The organism is Microbacterium sp. NPDC090003, from assembly GCF_044748385.1.
Lineage (GTDB): Bacteria > Actinomycetota > Actinomycetes > Actinomycetales > Microbacteriaceae > Microbacterium.
Genome location: NZ_JBIVFW010000001.1, coordinates 2,437,311 through 2,453,102, shown reverse-complemented (window position 1 = coordinate 2,453,102; position 15,792 = coordinate 2,437,311). Strand labels below are relative to the sequence as shown.

Sequence of the window (15,792 nt, the reverse complement as noted above, 5' to 3'; positions counted from 1 at the left end):
CCCGCTCAGGCCTCGGCCGGGGATAACCCGGTGAGAGGTCACGACGCGCCGCACGGCCGAGCGGCGGCGCGGCGTGTTGCGACCCCTCACGGGGTGACGCGTCAGGCGCGCTGCGCGTGCACCAGCTCGACGATGCGCGTGAGCTGATCGGGATCCGTCTCGGGCGGCACGCCGTGGCCGAGGTTGACGATGTGCGCCCGGGCGGCGCGGCCGCGCTGCAGCACGTCGAGCACGTGCGCCTCGAGCACCGGCCACGGGGCCGACAGCAGCGCCGGATCGATGTTGCCCTGCACCGTGGTGTCGGGTCCGAGCACGGAGGCGGCCTCATCGAGCGGCTGCCGCCAGTCGACGCCGACGCCGTCGGCCGCACCGTCGAGACGCATGTCGGCGAGGAACGGTCCGGTGCCGACGCCGAAGTGGATGGTCGGCAGTCCGATGCCCTCGAGCGCGGTCTTCGAGTACGGGCGCACGAAAGCGCGGTAATCGGCGGGGCTCAGGCCGCCCGCCCACGAATCGAACAGCTGAACGACGGATGCGCCGGCGTCGCGCTGCGCAGAGAGGAACACCCGCGACACCTGCGCCAGCCATCCGGCGAGGCGGTTCCACGAGTCGGGGTCGGCGTGCATCATGGCCCGGGCGCGCAGGTGCTCCTTCGACGGGCCGCCCTCGACGAGATACGCCGCGAGCGTGAAGGGGGCGCCGGCGAAGCCGATCAACGGGGTGTCGCCGAGCTCGGCGACGGTGAGGCGCACGGCCTCGGAGATCGCGGTGGCGTCGAGCGAGGCGGGATCGATCGCCGTGATGCGGTCGACGTCGGATGCCGTGCGCACAGGGTTCGCGAACACCGGCCCGCGCCCCGGTTCGATCTCGACCTCGACTCCGGCCAGGCGCAGCGGGATGACGATGTCGCTGAAGAACACGGCCGCGTCGACGCCGTGCCGGCGCACCGGCTGCAGCGTGATCTCGGCGGCGAGGTCGGGGGTGAGGCAGGCGTCGAGCATGCGTGTACCCACCCGCAGCTCGCGGTATTCGGGCAGCGAGCGGCCGGCCTGGCGCATGAACCACACGGGGGTCTGAGCGGGGCGTTCGCCCGCGAGGGCGCGCAGGAGCGGAGCGTCGGAGAGGGCCATGCCTCCATCCTCGCATCCGCCCCCGATGCGGATGCTGTGGGCCGGGCGACCTCGGCGCCGGGAGCCTCCGGTACAATCGAAGGGTGCTGCTGTGTGTCACGGCGAGTCACAAGACCGCCAGCTTCGATCTGCTCGAACGCCTGAGCCGCACCCCCGACGACGTCGCCCCCACTCTCGTGGGCATGACTCCGTGCGTGCAGGGTGCCGTAGTTCTCGCGACGTGCAACCGCTTCGAGGCGTACGTGGAAATGGACGAACCCGTCACCGCCGCGGGCGCCATCGGCGTCGAGGCCGTGCTCGAAGCGGTCGAGGCCGCGACCGGCGTTCCCGCCACCGAACTCGACGGCGCCTACACCGTGCACTCGGGCCGCCGTGTCGCCGAGCATCTGTTCTCCGTGGCGTCCGGTCTCGAATCCGTCGTCTCCGGCGAGGGCGAGATCGCCGGCCAGGTGCGCCGTGCCCTCAAGTCGGCCCGCAAAGAAGGCACCACCTCCCCCGAGCTCGAGCGCCTCTTCCAGCGTGCCAGCCAGGCGCAGCGCAAGGTCAAGAACGTCACGGCCCTCGGCCGCGCCGGTCGCTCGCTCGTGCGCCTCGCGCTCGAACTCGCCGACAGCCGCATCGCAGACTGGTCGGCCGAGCGCGTGCTGCTCGTCGGCACGGGCGCCTACGCCGCGGTCACCCTCGCCACGCTCCGCGAGCGCGGCGCCGTCGACATCTCGGTGTACTCGCCCTCGGGCCGCGCCGAGATCTTCGCCGCGAAGCACGGCATCCGTCCCGTCGCCGAGGCCGATTACGCGCGCACGGCCGCCCGGTCGAGCCTGCTGATCACGTGCACCACCGCCACCGAGCCGGTGCTCGGGCCGCAGCACCTGCAGGCGCCCGCCGGACTCACCGCAGCCTCGGCCGCAACCTGCCCGGTCGCCCACGGCAACCAGCTCGTCGTCGACCTCGGCATGCCCCGCAACGTCGACCCGGCCGTCGCCACCCTCGAGGGTGTCGCGCTGCTCGACCTCGAGACCATCCGTCTGCACGCCCCGCTCGAAGAGCTGCAGGCGACGGATGCCGCACGCAGCGTCGTGCGCGAGGCTGCAGACACCTTCCACGTCGTGGGCGCTCGCCAGAGCGTGACCCCGTCGGTGATCGCCCTGCGCTCGCACATCTTCTCGCTGCTCGACTCCGAGATCGGCCGCGCCCGCGCGCGCGGCGACGAGGACGGCAAGGTCGAGCAGGCCCTCCGCCACCTCACCGGAGTGCTGCTGCACACCCCGACGACCCGAGCGCACGAGCTCGCCGCCGCCGGTCGCGCCGACGACTTCGCCGCCGCACTCTCGACGCTCTACGGCCTGACGCCCGAGGCGCCCGCCGCATCGGCCGTCTCACCGCTCGACGACGCCGCCTCCGCCTGACGTCGTCCCGGACCACCGCTGTCCGAACCCGGGCTGTCACTGTCCAAACCGGGGGCTTCCGGCACAGATGTTGGATATTCGCGCCCGATCGGTCCGACATTCGTCCTTTCGGCCCCCGAACTGACCCCACACGCCGCTGATCCGTGCCCGGCATCCATCGCGCAGCGCCCCGTGGGCGACCGCACCCGGTGCGAGAATGAACGCATGGCCCTTCACATCACCGGAGACACCGCCGCCGACGCGCTCCTGACCGACAACCCGCTCGCCCTTCTTGTCGGGATGCTGCTGGATCAGCAGGTGCCGATGGAGACCGCGTTCGCGGGTCCGTTGAAGATCGAGCAGCGCACGGGTGCGACGGATGCCTCGGCCATCGCGAGCATGGACCCCGACGAGTTCCTCGAGGCGTTCAAGACGACGCCGGCGGTGCACCGCTTCCCGGGATCGATGGCGACGCGCGTGCAGACGCTGTGCCAGACCATCGTCGACGACTGGGGCGGAGACGCCGCGGCGATCTGGACGCAGGGCGACCCGAACGGCGCCGAGGTACTGAAGCGGCTGAAGGCACTGCCGGGCTTCGGCGAGCAGAAGGCGAAGATCTTCCTGGCGCTGCTCGGCAAGCAGTACGGATTCACCGGCGCGGGCTGGCGTGAGGCGGCGGGCGACTACGGTGTCGACGGATCGTTCCGCAGCGTCGCCGACATCGTCTCGCCCGAGTCGCTCACCAAGGTGCGCGAGCACAAGAAGGCGATGAAGGCCGCCGCGAAGGCCGAGAAGGCCTGATCATGAAGCAGACCGGTGACGACGTCGCGGGTCTGATCGCCCGCTCGGTTCCGGCGAAGCGCCGGAGGGATGCCGAGACGCTGACCGCCCTGATGCAGGAGATCACCGGTCGGGAGCCCGCGACCTGGGGCACGATCGTCGGCTTCGGCTCGTGCCACTACCGGTACCCGTCCGGCTCGGAGGGCGACACCGGGCTGCTGGCCTTCGCGCCGCGCAAGGCGGCGACGACGATCTATCTGCTCGACGGCGTCGCCGCGCACGAGGAGGCCCTGGCCGCGCTCGGACCGCACACCACGGGAGCCGGATGCCTCTACATCACAGACCTCGAAGAGATCGACCTCGACGTGCTGCGGGGCGTGCTCGAACGCTCGCTCGCCTGGGCCGAGGCGGGCGGCACCCCCGAGATGCAGCTCACCGTCACGGGCTGACGCCGCGGCATCCGCCACTCTGGCGCTGCGCTCAGCGCAGCACCTCGACCAGGGCCACCCACGACACCACGATCGCCGAGACGATCGCGAGCAGGCATCCGGCGGCGGCGAGGTACAGACCCGACGGATGCCCCACGCCGTACCCGGTGAGATCGATACCGGGGACGAGCCCAGCGCCGACGCCCCCGGACACGCACGAGGCCCCCACTTCTGCACGCGTGCAGGTGGGGGCCTCGACGAGAACCGGGGGTTTCGGCATCCGCTGATCGGATGCCGCGGCTCAGGCGCCCTTCAGGCGCTCGGCCAGGTACTGGTGCAGCTCGTCGATCGAGACGCGCTCCTGCGCCATCGTGTCGCGGTCGCGCACGGTGACGGCACGGTCGTCGAGCGAGTCGAAGTCGACGGTGACGCAGAACGGGGTGCCGATCTCGTCCTGGCGACGGTAGCGGCGTCCGATCGCGCCGGCGTCGTCGAAGTCGACGGCCCACGAGCTGCGCAGGGTGTCGGCGACCTCGCGGGCGAGCGGCGAGAGGCGCTCGTTGCGCGACAGCGGCAGCACCGCGGCCTTGACCGGCGCGAGGCGCGGGTCGAGCTTGAGCACGGTGCGCACGTCGGTGCCGCCCTTGGCGTTGGGCACCTCTTCTTCGCGGTACGCGTCGACGAGGAAGGCCATCATGGCGCGCGTCAGACCGAACGACGGCTCGATCACGAACGGCGTGTAGCGCTCGCCGGTCGCCTGGTCGAAGTAGGTCAGGCTCTGGCCCGAGGCCTCGCTGTGGCTCGACAGGTCGTAGTCGGTGCGGTTGGCGACGCCCATGAGCTCGCCCCACTCCTTGCCCGCGAAGCCGAACTTGTACTCGACGTCGATCGTGCCGGCGGAGTAGTGCGCGCGATCGTCTTCGGGCACGTCGAACTGACGCATGTTCTCGGGGTCGATGCCGAGGTCGATGAACCAGTTCCAGCAGGCTTCGACCCAGTGCTCGAACCACTCCTGCGCGTCGGCCGGCGGCGTGAAGAACTCGATCTCCATCTGCTCGAACTCCCGCGTGCGGAAGATGAAGTTACCGGGGGTGATCTCGTTGCGGAACGCCTTGCCGACCTGGCCGATGCCGAACGGCGGCTTCTTGCGGCTGGCGGTGAGTACGTTCGAGAAGTTCACGAAGATGCCCTGCGCGGTCTCGGGGCGCAGGTAGTAGAGACCCGACTCGTCGTCGACGACACCGAGGTACGTCTTCACGAGACCCGAGAACGACTTGGGCTCGGTGTACTGCCCCTTGGTGCCGCAGTTCGGGCAGGGCACGTCGGCGAGGCCGTTCTCGGCCGTGCGGCCCTTGCGCGCCTCGAAGTCCTCGACGAGGTTGTCGGCACGGAAGCGCTTGTGACAGTGAAGGCACTCGACCAGCGGGTCGGTGAAGGTGGCGACGTGGCCGGAGGCCTCCCACACGCGCTTGGGCAGGATGATGCTCGAGTCGAGGCCGACCATGTCGCCGCGGCCGCGCACGAACGTCTGCCACCACTGTCGACGGATGTTCTCCTTGAGCTCCGTGCCGAGGGGGCCGTAGTCCCAGGCCGAGCGCGAACCGCCGTAGATCTCACCCGCCTGGAACACGAACCCGCGGTGGCGGGCGAGGGCGATGACCTTGTCGAGGCGGGACTGTTCGGCCATGGTGGCTCCAATGGTCGGATGCGAGTGGGATGCGGCACGCGGATGCCGCGGCATCCTCATTCTATCTGCGGCCCCTCGCGATGGCGGAGCGGCCCGAGCCTCGTGCACGGCGACCATGGGGACTACCGTCTAACCATGAGCACGACCGCACAGCCCCGCAAGAACCGTGATGAGAACACCCGCTTCTTCGGGCAACCCTGGGCGCTGGTGCACGTCTTCGGCGTCGAGATGTGGGAGCGGTTCAGCTTCTACGGCATGCAGGGCATCCTGCTCATCTACCTGTACTACTCCGTGACCGACGGCGGCCTCGGCATCCCCCAGGCGGTCGCCGGCGGAATCGTCGGCGCCTACGGCGGCTCGGTGTACCTCTCGACCATCCTCGGCGCGTGGCTCGCGGACCGCCTGTTCGGGTCGGAGCGCGTGCTCTTCGTGAGCGCGATGGTCATCGTCGCCGGGCACCTCGCGCTCGCTCTGCTGCCGGGGCTGCTCGGTGTGGGGGTCGGCCTGATCCTGGTCGCGCTCGGCTCGGGAGGGCTCAAGGCCAACGCGACCTCGGTGGTCGGCACGCTCTACGCTCCGGAGGACGTGCGCCGGGATGCCGGCTTCTCGCTGTTCTACCTCGGCATCAACCTGGGCGCCTTCCTGGGGCCCATCCTCACCGGCATCCTGCAGTCGACCCTCGGATTCCACTACGGATTCGGGCTGGCGGCGATCGGCATGACGCTGGGTCTCGTGCAGTACGCCTTCGGGCGGCGCGCCCTGCCCGACGAGGCGCGCCGCGTGCCGAACCCGCTCCCGAAGGCGCGCTACCCGATGGTAGCCGTCGTCGGCCTCGCCGCCGTGATCGTCATCGTCGTGCTGGTGTTGGTCGGCGTCATCCGCGCCGACAACCTCGCGCCGATCGTGATCGGGGTGACCGTCGCGGCCGCGATCGCGTACTTCGCGGTGATCCTCTCGAGCCGCCGCATCGACGCCACCGAGCGCTCGCGCGTGTGGGGCTTCCTGCCGCTGTTCGTCACGAGCGTCGCCTTCTGGTCGCTATATCAGCAGCAGTTCACCGTGCTCACGGTCTACTCCGACGAGCGTCTGAATCGCGACCTGTTCGGCTGGGAGATGCCGGTCTCGTGGGTGCAGTCCATCAACCCGGTCTTCATCATCATCCTGTCGGGCGTCTTCGCCGCCATCTGGACCCGCCTCGGAAAGCGCCAGCCGTCGACGCCGGCGAAGTTCGGGCTCAGTGCGATCATCATGGGCGCAGCCTTCCTGCTGTTCCTCCCGTTCGCGGGCGGGGGGCCGAACTCCACGCCGCTGCTGGCCATCGTCGGCATCCTCTTCGTGTTCACCGTCGCGGAGCTGCTGCTCTCGCCCGTCGGCCTGTCGGTGACGACGAAGCTCGCCCCGAAGGTGTTCCACACGCAGATGGTGGCGCTGTTCTTCCTCTCGGTCGCGCTCGGCACGGCGATCTCGGGCTGGCTCGTCGGGTTCTACGACCCCGACGACGAGGTGCCGTACTTCTCGATCCTGGGCGGCATCGCGATCCTCGTCGGCATCGGGCTGCTGCTGTCGATCAAGCCGGTACTGAAGCTCATGAAAGACGTTCGCTGACGGCGACGAGCCGGGGCGGACAGTTCGGGGGCCGCCGGGACAGATGTCGGACGGATCGGCGCGATGTGTCCGACATCCGGCGCTTCGGCCCCCGAACCGGATGCCGGATCCCGGATGCTGGATGCCGGTTCCAGATGTCGGACGCCGGTGACAGACTCGCCTGCATGGAACAACGCGTCAGCTTCATCACTCTCGCCGTCTCCGACCTCGCGCGCACCCGTGCCTTCTACGTCGACGGGCTCGGGTGGGAGCCGATGTTCTCGGGCGACGACGTGCTGATGCTCCCGATCGGCGAGCGGCTCATGCTCTCGCTGTGGTCGGTCGACGGTTTCACCGCTGAGATCGGCGAGGCTCCCGCATCCGGCGTCGCTCCGATCACGCTCTCCCACAACCTCGCCACTCCGGCCGAGGTCGATGCGGTGCTCGCCGAGGTCGCGCTGCTGGGCGCTGCGGTGAGTGCGGGGCGCGAGCGCGAGTGGGGCGGGTACTCCGGGTACTTCTCTGACCCCGACGGCTTCCGCTGGGAGGTCGCGGTCAACCCCGGCGAGACGGGTGACTTCGTCCTGCCACCGCGATGAGCGGCTCCCCACGACCCTCACCCCTCTCAGACGCCGATAGCCTGAGTCGGTGGGAGTGAACGACGACAAGGCCAGACGACGACTCTCACGCAACACCCCGCGATGGGCGATCGTCGCGGTGCTCGCGTTCGCGGGCCTGTGCTCGTCGTTCATGTTCACCCTCGTGGTGCCGCTGCAGGCCGAGCTTCCGGCGCTGCTGAACTCGTCGCGCGAAGACACCACCTGGGTCGTCACGATCACGCTGCTCGTCGCCGCCGTCGCGACGCCGATCTCGGGCCGCCTCGGCGACATGTACGGCAAGCGCCGCGTGGCGATCGTGCTGCTCGCCCTCCTGATCGTCGGGTCGCTGATCGCCGCCCTGTCGGGCTCGATCATCGGCGTGATCATCGGGCGCGGACTGCAGGGTGCGGTCACGGGTGTGGTGCCGCTGGGCATCGCGATCATGCGCGACGTGCTCCCTCCCGAGCGCCTCGGCACCGCGGTCGCCCTCATGAGCGCGACGATGGGCGTGGGCGGCGCGCTCGGCATGCCGATCGCCGCGTACCTCGCGGTGAACGCCGACTGGCACGCCCTGTTCTGGCTCGCCGCCGCCCTCGGCGCGGTGGGGCTGCTGCTCATCTTCTTCGTCGTGCCCGAAGACGTGCTCCGCTCGCCCGGGCGCCTCGACGTGCTGGGTGCGATCGGCCTCGCGATCGGCCTGACCGGCATCCTGCTCTTCGTATCGCGCGGCGCGGAATGGGGCTGGACGTCGCTCCCGACCCTCGCCTGCGTCATCGGCGGCCTCGTCGTGCTGCTGGTCTGGGGCTGGTACCAGCTGCGCACGACCGATCCCCTGCTCGACCTGCGCGTCGCGGCGCGCCCCGCCGTTCTGTTCACCAACATCGCCGCGATCGGCATGGGCTTCGCCCTCTTCGCCTCGAACGTGACCTTCCCGCAGATGCTCGAGATGCCCGCCGGCACCGGTGCCGGTTTCGGACTCGACATGATCTCGGCATCGCTCGTGGTGATGCCCGCCGGCCTCGTGATGATGGTCATCTCGCCGCTGTCGGGCTGGCTGGAGCGCACGGTCGGACCCCGACCGCTGTTCACGGTGGGCGCCGCGGCCATCGTGCTCGCCTACGTCTTCGTGCTGCTGCTGTCGAGCGAGGTGTGGCACATCCTCGTCGGCAACCTGCTCATCGGCGTCGGCATCGGGTTCACCTTCGCCGCGATGCCGATGATCATCATGCGCTCGGTTCCGGCGAACGAGACCGGCGCCTCGAACGGCCTCAACGCGCTCTTCCGCTCGGTGGGCACCTCCAGCGCCTCGGCCGTCATGGGCGGGGTGCTCGCGGCGATGAGCATCGATGTCGACGGCGTCGCGGTGCCGACGCACGACGCGTTCCAGGTGTGCTTCTGGTTGGCGATCGCCGCCGGCATCGTGGCCCTCGTGCTGTCGCTCTTCATCCCGAAGCAACGCGCCTCCGAGCAGCATCCGTCGCTGCCCTGAGCCCGTTCCTCTCCCGCCGCGCGGGTCAGAGGGCGCGCGGGTCCGGGTCGTCGGTGCGCGGTGGGCGCAGACGGTTCGGGATCGGCCACGGCAGCTCGAACCGCTCGGTCGGCGGACGCGTGACGTCGCCGAAGTCGTCGACCTTCACCACGATGCGTCCCGGAACGCCGTCTCGATCGGGGGTCACCTCGACGATGCGCACACGCAGCGGGCGGGCGGCTTCGCCGTCGAGCATCCACGGATCGGCGAGCCACGCGATGCCCCGCTCGTCGAGGGCGGCCTCGGCGTCGAGCCAGTCGGTGGGGACGGATGCCGGCCGCCCGAGCACATCGACGGCCACCCAGTCATCGCCCACCGGGTGGATCCAGCCGAGCAGCTCGCCGTCGTCACGGCGGTGCGGGGTCCAGTCGGGGCGGGTCATCCGGCGAGCCTAGCGCTCGGCTGCCTCCGCGTGGACCCTTCGACAGGCTCAGGGACCCAGGTTTCTCGACACTGGGTTGCTGAGCTCGCGCTACTGGGTTGCTGAGCTCGCGCTACTGGGTTGCTGAGCCTGTCGAAGCACCCACCACCCACGGCGTCAGTGCGTGTACTCCATGAGTTCGACGCCGAGCACACGGAACGCGTCGTGGGCGCGCAGCCGGTGCGTGATCGAGAGGTCGTCGAAGCAGACGATGAGCGAGTAGGCCACACCCGCGCGAGGGCCGGCGAGCACTCCCGCCTCGGCGCGCACACCGCGGTCGCGTCCGGTCTTGTTGACGAAGAGCAGGCCGTGAGCGTCGTGGTCGTGCGCGAACGGGTCGAGGCCGGTCGATGCCGCGACCAGGCTCAGATCCTGGTTGAGGCTGAGCCACTCCGACACGCGGGCGCTGACCGCTGCGTCGACGACGGCGGAGTTGACGAGGGCCGAGAAGAGACCCGCGAGCTCGCGGGTGGAGCCGACGGCGACCTGGGGTGCGTCATCGGGCCCCCGCTTGTCGCGGAACCGGTCGAGCACGGCCGTGCGCCGCAGACCGAGCGCTTCGATGCGCTCCCGCACTCGGTCGTGGCCGACCTTGCGGAGTAGCGCGTTGACCGCGATCGGATCTCCCGCGGTCGCAGCGAGAACGGCGAGGTCTTCGAGCGGCAGCGCCGGGGCGTGCAGGTGACGCCACAGCCCCGAGGTCGAGACCTCGTCGATGCTCGATCGGTCGATGATCTCAAGCGGATCGAGGGCGCCGCTCTCGAAGCCCGCGGCGACCTCGATGAGGAGCGGCACGACCCCGAGTCCCGCGACCGGCATCGTGACGTGGTCGTCACCCGCGAGCACGTGCACGTGGCTGTCGAGATCGACGACGTGCACCGAGACCTGGGCTCCCGAATCGACCAGATTCTCGAGGGCGCCGAGCGTCGCGGTGAAGGAGCGACGGCCCACGGCTGCACGCCGGGGACTGCGCCTGCTGGGTCGCTGCGAGCGACGCAGCACCGCGTTCGAGCCGTCGACAGGCTCGGGAATCGAGGGTTGGGGGGAGCCCACGCGTGATCCTTACCGGGGGGATGGATAGCGGGATGCCGAGGGGCTCGTCCCCCGCGGCAGGGCTATCGTAACCCCGCCGCGTGGGACGGCCTCACAGACTGCGGTGATTGGTCACCAGATCGTCACGCGTGCGTCTTCTGCGAGCCACAGAGCGTCGTCGGCGGTCACGTCGAACGCCTCGTAGAAGGCGTCGATGTTGCGCACGATCTGGTTGCAGCGGAACTCGTTGGGCGAGTGCGGGTCGATCGTGAGCAGTCGCAGCGTCTCGGCCTCGCGACTCTTCTGCTGCCACACCTGCGCCCACGAGAGCAGCAGGCGCTGCACCCCGGTGAGACCGTCGATCACGGGCGCCTCGGCCCCGTCCAGCGAGAGCTCGTAGGCCTTCAGCGCGATTCCGAGACCCCCGAGGTCACCGATGTTCTCGCCGATCGTGAGCGCGCCGTTGACGTGGTGCTCGGCGTCGAGCCCCTCGGGCACCAGCGCGTCGTACTGCGCGATGAGGGCTTTGGTGCGCTCCTCGAACGCCGAGCGGTCGGCATCCGTCCACCAGTCCTCGAGGCGGCCGTCGCCGTCGTAACGGCTGCCCTGGTCGTCGAAGCCGTGCCCGATCTCGTGACCGATCACGGCGCCAATCCCGCCGTAGTTGGCGGCCGCGTCGCGGGACGCGTCGAAGAACGGGTACTGCAGGATCGCCGCCGGGAACACGATCTCGTTCATCGACGGGTTGTAGTAGGCGTTGACCATCTGCGGCGGCATGTGCCACTCGGTGCGATCGATGGGCTTGCCGACCTTGTCGATGTTGCGGTCGTGTTCGAAGGTCGAGGCCCGGCGCACGTTGCCGAAGAGGTCGTCGCGGTCGATCTCGAGGGTCGAATAGTCGCGCCAGACCTCGGGGTGACCGATCTTGGGGGTGAAGGAGTCGAGCTTGGCGAGGGCGCGCTCGCGCGTCTCGGCCGTCATCCACTCGAGCTCGGTGATGCTCTGCCGGTAGGCCTCGATGAGGTTCGCGACCAGCTCGTCCATCGCGGCCTTGGCCGTCGCCGGGTAGTGCCGCTCGACGTAGACCTTGCCGATCGCCTCGCCGAGGGCGCCCTCGGTGAGCGAGACACCGCGCTTCCACCGCTCACGGAGGGTGGGCACGCCGGTGAGCTGGGTGCCGTAGAAGGAGAAGTTCTCCTCGACCAGGTCGTCGGTGAGGTACGCCGCGGCGGCGTGCACGGCCTTGGCGCGCAGCCACGCCTTCCAGTCGTCGAGGCGCTCGGGAGTGAGCAGCGTGCCGAGACCCTCGAAAAAGCTCGGCTGCGAGACGACGACCTCGTCGAAGGCGCGGGGGTTCGACGGAGTGACCGCCTCGCGCCACGGGGTCAGGTCGACCCCGGCGAGCTCCTGCAGCTCGTTCCAGGTCTTGAGGTTGTAGGTGGCGACCGCGTCGCGACTGCGCACGTTGTCCCAGTGGTGGCCGGCGAGCTCGGTCTCGAGCGCGATCGACCGCTCGGCGTTCGTCGCGGCATCCGCGATGCCCGCCAGGGTCAGCAGGCGCTCGAGGTGCGCGCGATACGCGGCGCGCGTCTCCGCGAAGGTCTCGAGACGGAAATAGCTCTCGTCGGGGAGCGACAGCCCGGCCTGCACCAGCACCGGCACGTAGCGCTCGGGGTTGCCGGGATCTCCGTCGACGTAGAGCCCGATCACGGCGGCGCGGCCGTCACGGTCGTAGGCGCCGACGGTGCGCAGGAAGGACGCGACATCGTCGATCGCGTCGATCTCGGCCAGGGTCTCGGCGAGGGGCGTCGTGCCGGCGGCGGCGATGCGCTCGGTGTCCATGAAGCTCGCGAAGAGGTCGCCGATCTTGCGCGCGAGGGTGCCGGGCTCGGCGTCCTGCGACTCTTCGATGATGGCCCGGACGTCTTTCTCGGCCTGCTCGGCGAGCAGGTGGAACGACCCCCAGCGGGCCTTGTCGCCGGGGATCTCGGTGCGGTCGAGCCAGGCGCCGTTGACATGGCGATAGAGGTCGTCCTGCGGGCGGATGTCGGAGCTGAACTCGTCAAGGGCGAGGCCCGAAGGAAGCGCATCAGTCATACGCTCCACCCTAGGACGCACCCCCGACATGGTGTCCAGGGCCGGCGCGATTCCGTCACACGGCGTCAGCGACGACGCAGTCCGAAACGCCGTCGCCTCGGGGCCTCGGAGGCGTTCGCCGTAGCCGCCGCCCGCTCGGCACGGCGCTGCGCCCACGCCGCGACCTCGACCTCCACGTCGCGTGGCTCGGTGACGACGGGCGGTCCGCCCTGGAGCTGCCGACGCGCCTCACGCACGCGGCGGTTGAAGTCCTCGAGCACCGAGCGCACGTCGGCCTCGCGCCCGAGCAGATCGAGCTCGGCATCCAATCCCCGATCCTCCGTGCGCAAGAGCAGCGCGGGCGGCCCGAGGCCGGTGAGGTTCTCGGTCTCGATCTTCCGGCGGATCCACCAATCGGGATCATGATGGTCGCCGAGCCCTTCGAGCGGCTTGCCCGCACCCGGCAGATCGTCGAAGTCGCCGCGTCGGATGGCGACCTGGATCGCGGTCTCGATGAAGGCGGCGCGATCGACGGCCGCGCCGATGCCCGGAGCGACGCCGTCATCGTCGTCGATCTCGTGGCCGTGGCGTCGCGCCTGCTGCCGCGCCCGATAGCGTGCGGCCTCCTCGCGGGGATCCGTCATGACGCTCCGATCTGCTGCATCCGATCTCCTCCAGCCTACGACCGGCATCCGCGGGCGTCTCGGGACGCGTCACCATGTCGGCGGCGGCCAATAGGCTCGGAGGATGACCGCGCGCCGCTCCCTCAACCGAGAGATCCTGCGCCTCGCCGTCCCCGCGCTCGGTGCACTCATCGCCGAACCGGCGTTCCTCATCGTCGACGCCGCCCTCATCGGCCACCTCGGCACGACACCCCTCGCCGGCCTCGGCATCGCCGGTGCCGTGCTGCAGACGATCGTCGGTCTGATGGTGTTCCTCGCCTACTCCACGACGCCCGCCGTCGCCCGTCGCTTCGGGGCCGGACAGCCGGGAGAGGCCGTCAGCGTCGGCATCAACGGCATGTGGCTCGCGCTCGGGCTCGGCGCGGTGCTCGCGGTGGTCGGCGCCGTCTCCTCCCCCTGGCTGGTGTCGCTCTTCGGCGCGAGCGACGCGGTCTCCGCGCAGGCCAACGACTACCTCGTCATCTCGATGTGGGGTCTGCCGGCCATGCTCATCGTGTTCGCGGCCACGGGCTTGTTGCGCGGCCTGCAGAACACGATGACCCCGCTCTGGATCGCGGGACTCGGCTTCGGCGCGAACGCGTTGCTCAACGTGCTCTTCATCTACGGACTCGGGTGGGGCATCGCCGGCTCCGCCGCCGGCACCGTCACCGCTCAGTGGGGAATGGTCGGCGCCTACGTGCTGGTCGTGCGGCGGCTCGCGACGAAGCACGACGCTTCGCTGCGGGCGCAGCGAGGCGGTCTCACGAGCACCGCGAAGTCGGGCGGGTGGCTGTTCCTGCGCACCGTGAGCCTGCGCGTCGCCCTGCTCGCCACCGTCGCCGTCGCGACCGCGGTCGGCACCGACGAGCTGGCCGGATGGCAGATCGTCTTCACGATCTTCTCGGCCGCCGCCTTCGCACTCGACGCGCTCGCCATCGCCGCCCAGGCCCTGATCGGCAAGGAGCTCGGCGCCGGCGACGAGCGCCAGGTGCAGCGCGTGCTCGGCAGAACCGTCGCGTGGGGCGCCTGGTTCGGGGTCATCGTCGGCGGGGTGATCGCCGCGCTCTCGGGCGTGCTGGGCATCATCTTCACGGGCGATGCCGAGATCGCAGCCCTCGTGCAACCCGCGCTGCTCGTGCTCGCCGTCGCGCAGCCGATCGCCGGCGTCGTGTTCGTGCTCGACGGGGTGCTGATGGGCGCGAACGACGCCCGGTACCTCGCACTCGCGGGCGGACTCACCCTCGTGCCGTTCCTGCCGACGCTGTGGATCATCTCGGCGCTCGGAGTCGACGGGGCGTCCGGGCTCATCTGGCTCTCCGTCGCCTTCTTCGGCGTCTATCTGCTCGCCCGTCTCGCCACGCTCGGGTGGCGAGTGCGCTCCGGGCGGTGGATGACGGCCGGCGACTAGTCCTGCACATCGGCGCCGTTCCACACGTTGTCCACAGCTCACGTTCCGCGCGAAGTCTCACCCCGACCCGGCCTGGCAGTCTGAAGCTCCGCAATCGACAATGGAGGAGTGCTGGGCATGAACGAACCACAGGTCTGGGTGCTGATCGGCGTCTTCGCCGCAGCCATGTTCGGCATGATCACCATCGTCTCGACGCTGTTCATCCACGTGATGAAGACCGAGATCCGGAGCGTGCACAGCCGGATCGACGCCCTCGATCGCAACGTCAGCGCCCTGTACCGGCACGTCCTGGGCATCGATCGCGACTGATTCCGACATGACGATGGCATGCGGCTGCGCGTGCACGACCTGCGCGTGACGGTCGGCGACGAGATCCGGATCAGCGCGCGGCTGGGGTGATCAGTCCGCGTACCGGCGGCACCACTCGTACATGATCACGGCTGCCGCGGCGCTCGCGTTGATCGAACGCGTCGACCCGTACTGCGTGATCTCGATGTGGGCGGATGCCGCGGCGAGCGCCTCCGCCGACAGCCCCGGGCCCTCCTGACCGAAGAGCAGCACGCAGCGTTCGGGCAGTTCGGCCCTGTCGACCGGCACCGAGCCCTCGACGTTGTCGACGGCGACGATCGGCATCCCCTCGGCCGCGGCCCAGGCTGCGAACGCCTCGATGTCCTCGTGGTGCACGACGTGCTGGTAGCGGTCGGTGACCATGGCGCCGCGCTTGTTCCAGCGGCGGCGTCCGATGATGTGCACGGTGTCGGCGAGGAACGCGTTCGCGCTGCGCACGATCGACCCGATGTTCATGTCGTGCTGCCAGTTCTCGATGGCGACATGGAACGGATGCCGATGCGTGTCGAGCTCGGCGACGATCGCCTCCATCCGCCAGTACCGGTAGCGGTCGATGACGTTGCGGGTGTCGCCGTGCTCGAGGAGTTCGGGGTCGTACTCCTCGCCCGCGGGCCATTCGTCCCGCCCTCCGGGCCAGGGCCCGACGCCGTGGGTGGTGCGCTCCGGCGTGTGCTCTTCCATCCCGCCAGGCTATCCGTCGCCGCACCCCGAAGAGATTTCGGTG

At 70.0% G+C, this 15,792-nt stretch carries 16 protein-coding genes; 8 read left to right on the top strand and 8 right to left on the bottom strand.

The window, feature by feature from the left end:
• Nucleotides 1-101: 101 nt before the first annotated feature.
• Nucleotides 102-1,130, bottom strand: a complete 1,029-nt coding sequence (hemE, locus tag ACIPVN_RS11830) for a uroporphyrinogen decarboxylase (protein WP_400442937.1) — start codon at nt 1,128-1,130, stop codon at nt 102-104.
• A gap of 83 nt (nt 1,131-1,213) precedes the next feature.
• Between hemE and ACIPVN_RS11825 the strand changes: the two genes are divergently transcribed.
• The 3 genes from ACIPVN_RS11825 (at nt 1,214) to ACIPVN_RS11815 (ending at nt 3,744) form a co-directional block, all read left to right on the top strand.
• A complete protein-coding gene (locus tag ACIPVN_RS11825) occupies nt 1,214-2,536 on the top strand; it encodes a glutamyl-tRNA reductase (RefSeq protein WP_400442935.1) in 1,323 nt (440 codons plus the stop codon).
• A 204-nt stretch (nt 2,537-2,740) separates the two neighbouring features.
• On the top strand, nt 2,741-3,316 hold the full coding sequence (locus ACIPVN_RS11820; RefSeq protein ID WP_400442934.1) for an HhH-GPD-type base excision DNA repair protein: 576 nt from the start codon (nt 2,741-2,743) through the stop codon (nt 3,314-3,316).
• Between the two features lie 2 nt (nt 3,317-3,318).
• A complete protein-coding gene (locus ACIPVN_RS11815) occupies nt 3,319-3,744 on the top strand; it encodes a DUF1801 domain-containing protein (RefSeq protein ID WP_400442932.1) in 426 nt (141 codons plus the stop codon).
• Between the two features lie 31 nt (nt 3,745-3,775).
• On the opposite strand, the gene ACIPVN_RS11810 is transcribed toward ACIPVN_RS11815, so the two are convergent.
• Nucleotides 3,776-4,003, bottom strand: a complete 228-nt coding sequence (locus tag ACIPVN_RS11810) for a hypothetical protein (protein WP_400442930.1) — start codon at nt 4,001-4,003, stop codon at nt 3,776-3,778.
• Between the two features lie 21 nt (nt 4,004-4,024).
• Nucleotides 4,025-5,410 carry a glycine--tRNA ligase gene (locus tag ACIPVN_RS11805; RefSeq protein ID WP_400442928.1) on the bottom strand — a complete coding sequence of 462 codons (1,386 nt, stop codon included), beginning with the start codon at nt 5,408-5,410 and terminating at the stop codon, nt 4,025-4,027.
• A 135-nt stretch (nt 5,411-5,545) separates the two neighbouring features.
• Here ACIPVN_RS11805 and ACIPVN_RS11800 point away from each other — a divergent pair, with 135 nt between their 5' ends.
• The 3 genes from ACIPVN_RS11800 to ACIPVN_RS11790 all read left to right on the top strand — a co-directional run bounded on the left by ACIPVN_RS11800 (nt 5,546) and on the right by ACIPVN_RS11790 (nt 9,082).
• Nucleotides 5,546-7,015: a peptide MFS transporter gene (locus ACIPVN_RS11800; RefSeq protein WP_400442927.1), complete on the top strand. Its 1,470-nt coding sequence runs from the start codon at nt 5,546-5,548 to the stop codon at nt 7,013-7,015.
• Between the two features lie 164 nt (nt 7,016-7,179).
• On the top strand, nt 7,180-7,593 hold the full coding sequence (locus ACIPVN_RS11795) for a VOC family protein (RefSeq protein ID WP_400442925.1): 414 nt from the start codon (nt 7,180-7,182) through the stop codon (nt 7,591-7,593).
• Nucleotides 7,594-7,642: 49 nt separating this feature from the next.
• A complete protein-coding gene (locus tag ACIPVN_RS11790) occupies nt 7,643-9,082 on the top strand; it encodes an MFS transporter (RefSeq protein WP_400442923.1) in 1,440 nt (479 codons plus the stop codon).
• Nucleotides 9,083-9,107: 25 nt separating this feature from the next.
• On the opposite strand, the gene ACIPVN_RS11785 is transcribed toward ACIPVN_RS11790, so the two are convergent.
• The 4 genes from ACIPVN_RS11785 to ACIPVN_RS11770 all read right to left on the bottom strand — a co-directional run bounded on the left by ACIPVN_RS11785 (nt 9,108) and on the right by ACIPVN_RS11770 (nt 13,294).
• Nucleotides 9,108-9,503 (bottom strand): hypothetical protein, encoded by a 396-nt coding sequence (locus tag ACIPVN_RS11785; RefSeq protein WP_400442921.1) that lies wholly within the window; start codon nt 9,501-9,503, stop codon nt 9,108-9,110.
• Nucleotides 9,504-9,659: 156 nt separating this feature from the next.
• Nucleotides 9,660-10,595, bottom strand: a complete 936-nt coding sequence (locus tag ACIPVN_RS11780; protein WP_400442919.1) for a serine hydrolase — start codon at nt 10,593-10,595, stop codon at nt 9,660-9,662.
• A gap of 111 nt (nt 10,596-10,706) precedes the next feature.
• Complete coding sequence (locus ACIPVN_RS11775; RefSeq protein ID WP_400442917.1) at nt 10,707-12,671, bottom strand: M13 family metallopeptidase; 1,965 nt, start codon at nt 12,669-12,671, stop codon at nt 10,707-10,709.
• Between the two features lie 65 nt (nt 12,672-12,736).
• Nucleotides 12,737-13,294 (bottom strand): DUF1992 domain-containing protein, encoded by a 558-nt coding sequence (locus tag ACIPVN_RS11770; protein ID WP_400442915.1) that lies wholly within the window; start codon nt 13,292-13,294, stop codon nt 12,737-12,739.
• Nucleotides 13,295-13,397: 103 nt separating this feature from the next.
• Between ACIPVN_RS11770 and ACIPVN_RS11765 the strand changes: the two genes are divergently transcribed.
• Together ACIPVN_RS11765 and ACIPVN_RS11760 are read left to right on the top strand one after the other, a co-directional pair.
• Nucleotides 13,398-14,720 carry an MATE family efflux transporter gene (locus ACIPVN_RS11765; RefSeq protein ID WP_400442913.1) on the top strand — a complete coding sequence of 441 codons (1,323 nt, stop codon included), beginning with the start codon at nt 13,398-13,400 and terminating at the stop codon, nt 14,718-14,720.
• A gap of 117 nt (nt 14,721-14,837) precedes the next feature.
• Nucleotides 14,838-15,029 (top strand): hypothetical protein, encoded by a 192-nt coding sequence (locus ACIPVN_RS11760; RefSeq protein ID WP_400442911.1) that lies wholly within the window; start codon nt 14,838-14,840, stop codon nt 15,027-15,029.
• A 90-nt stretch (nt 15,030-15,119) separates the two neighbouring features.
• Here the strand turns inward: ACIPVN_RS11760 and ACIPVN_RS11755 are convergent, their stop codons facing one another.
• Nucleotides 15,120-15,749, bottom strand: a complete 630-nt coding sequence (locus ACIPVN_RS11755) for a TrmH family RNA methyltransferase (protein WP_400442909.1) — start codon at nt 15,747-15,749, stop codon at nt 15,120-15,122.
• Nucleotides 15,750-15,792 lie beyond the last annotated feature (43 nt).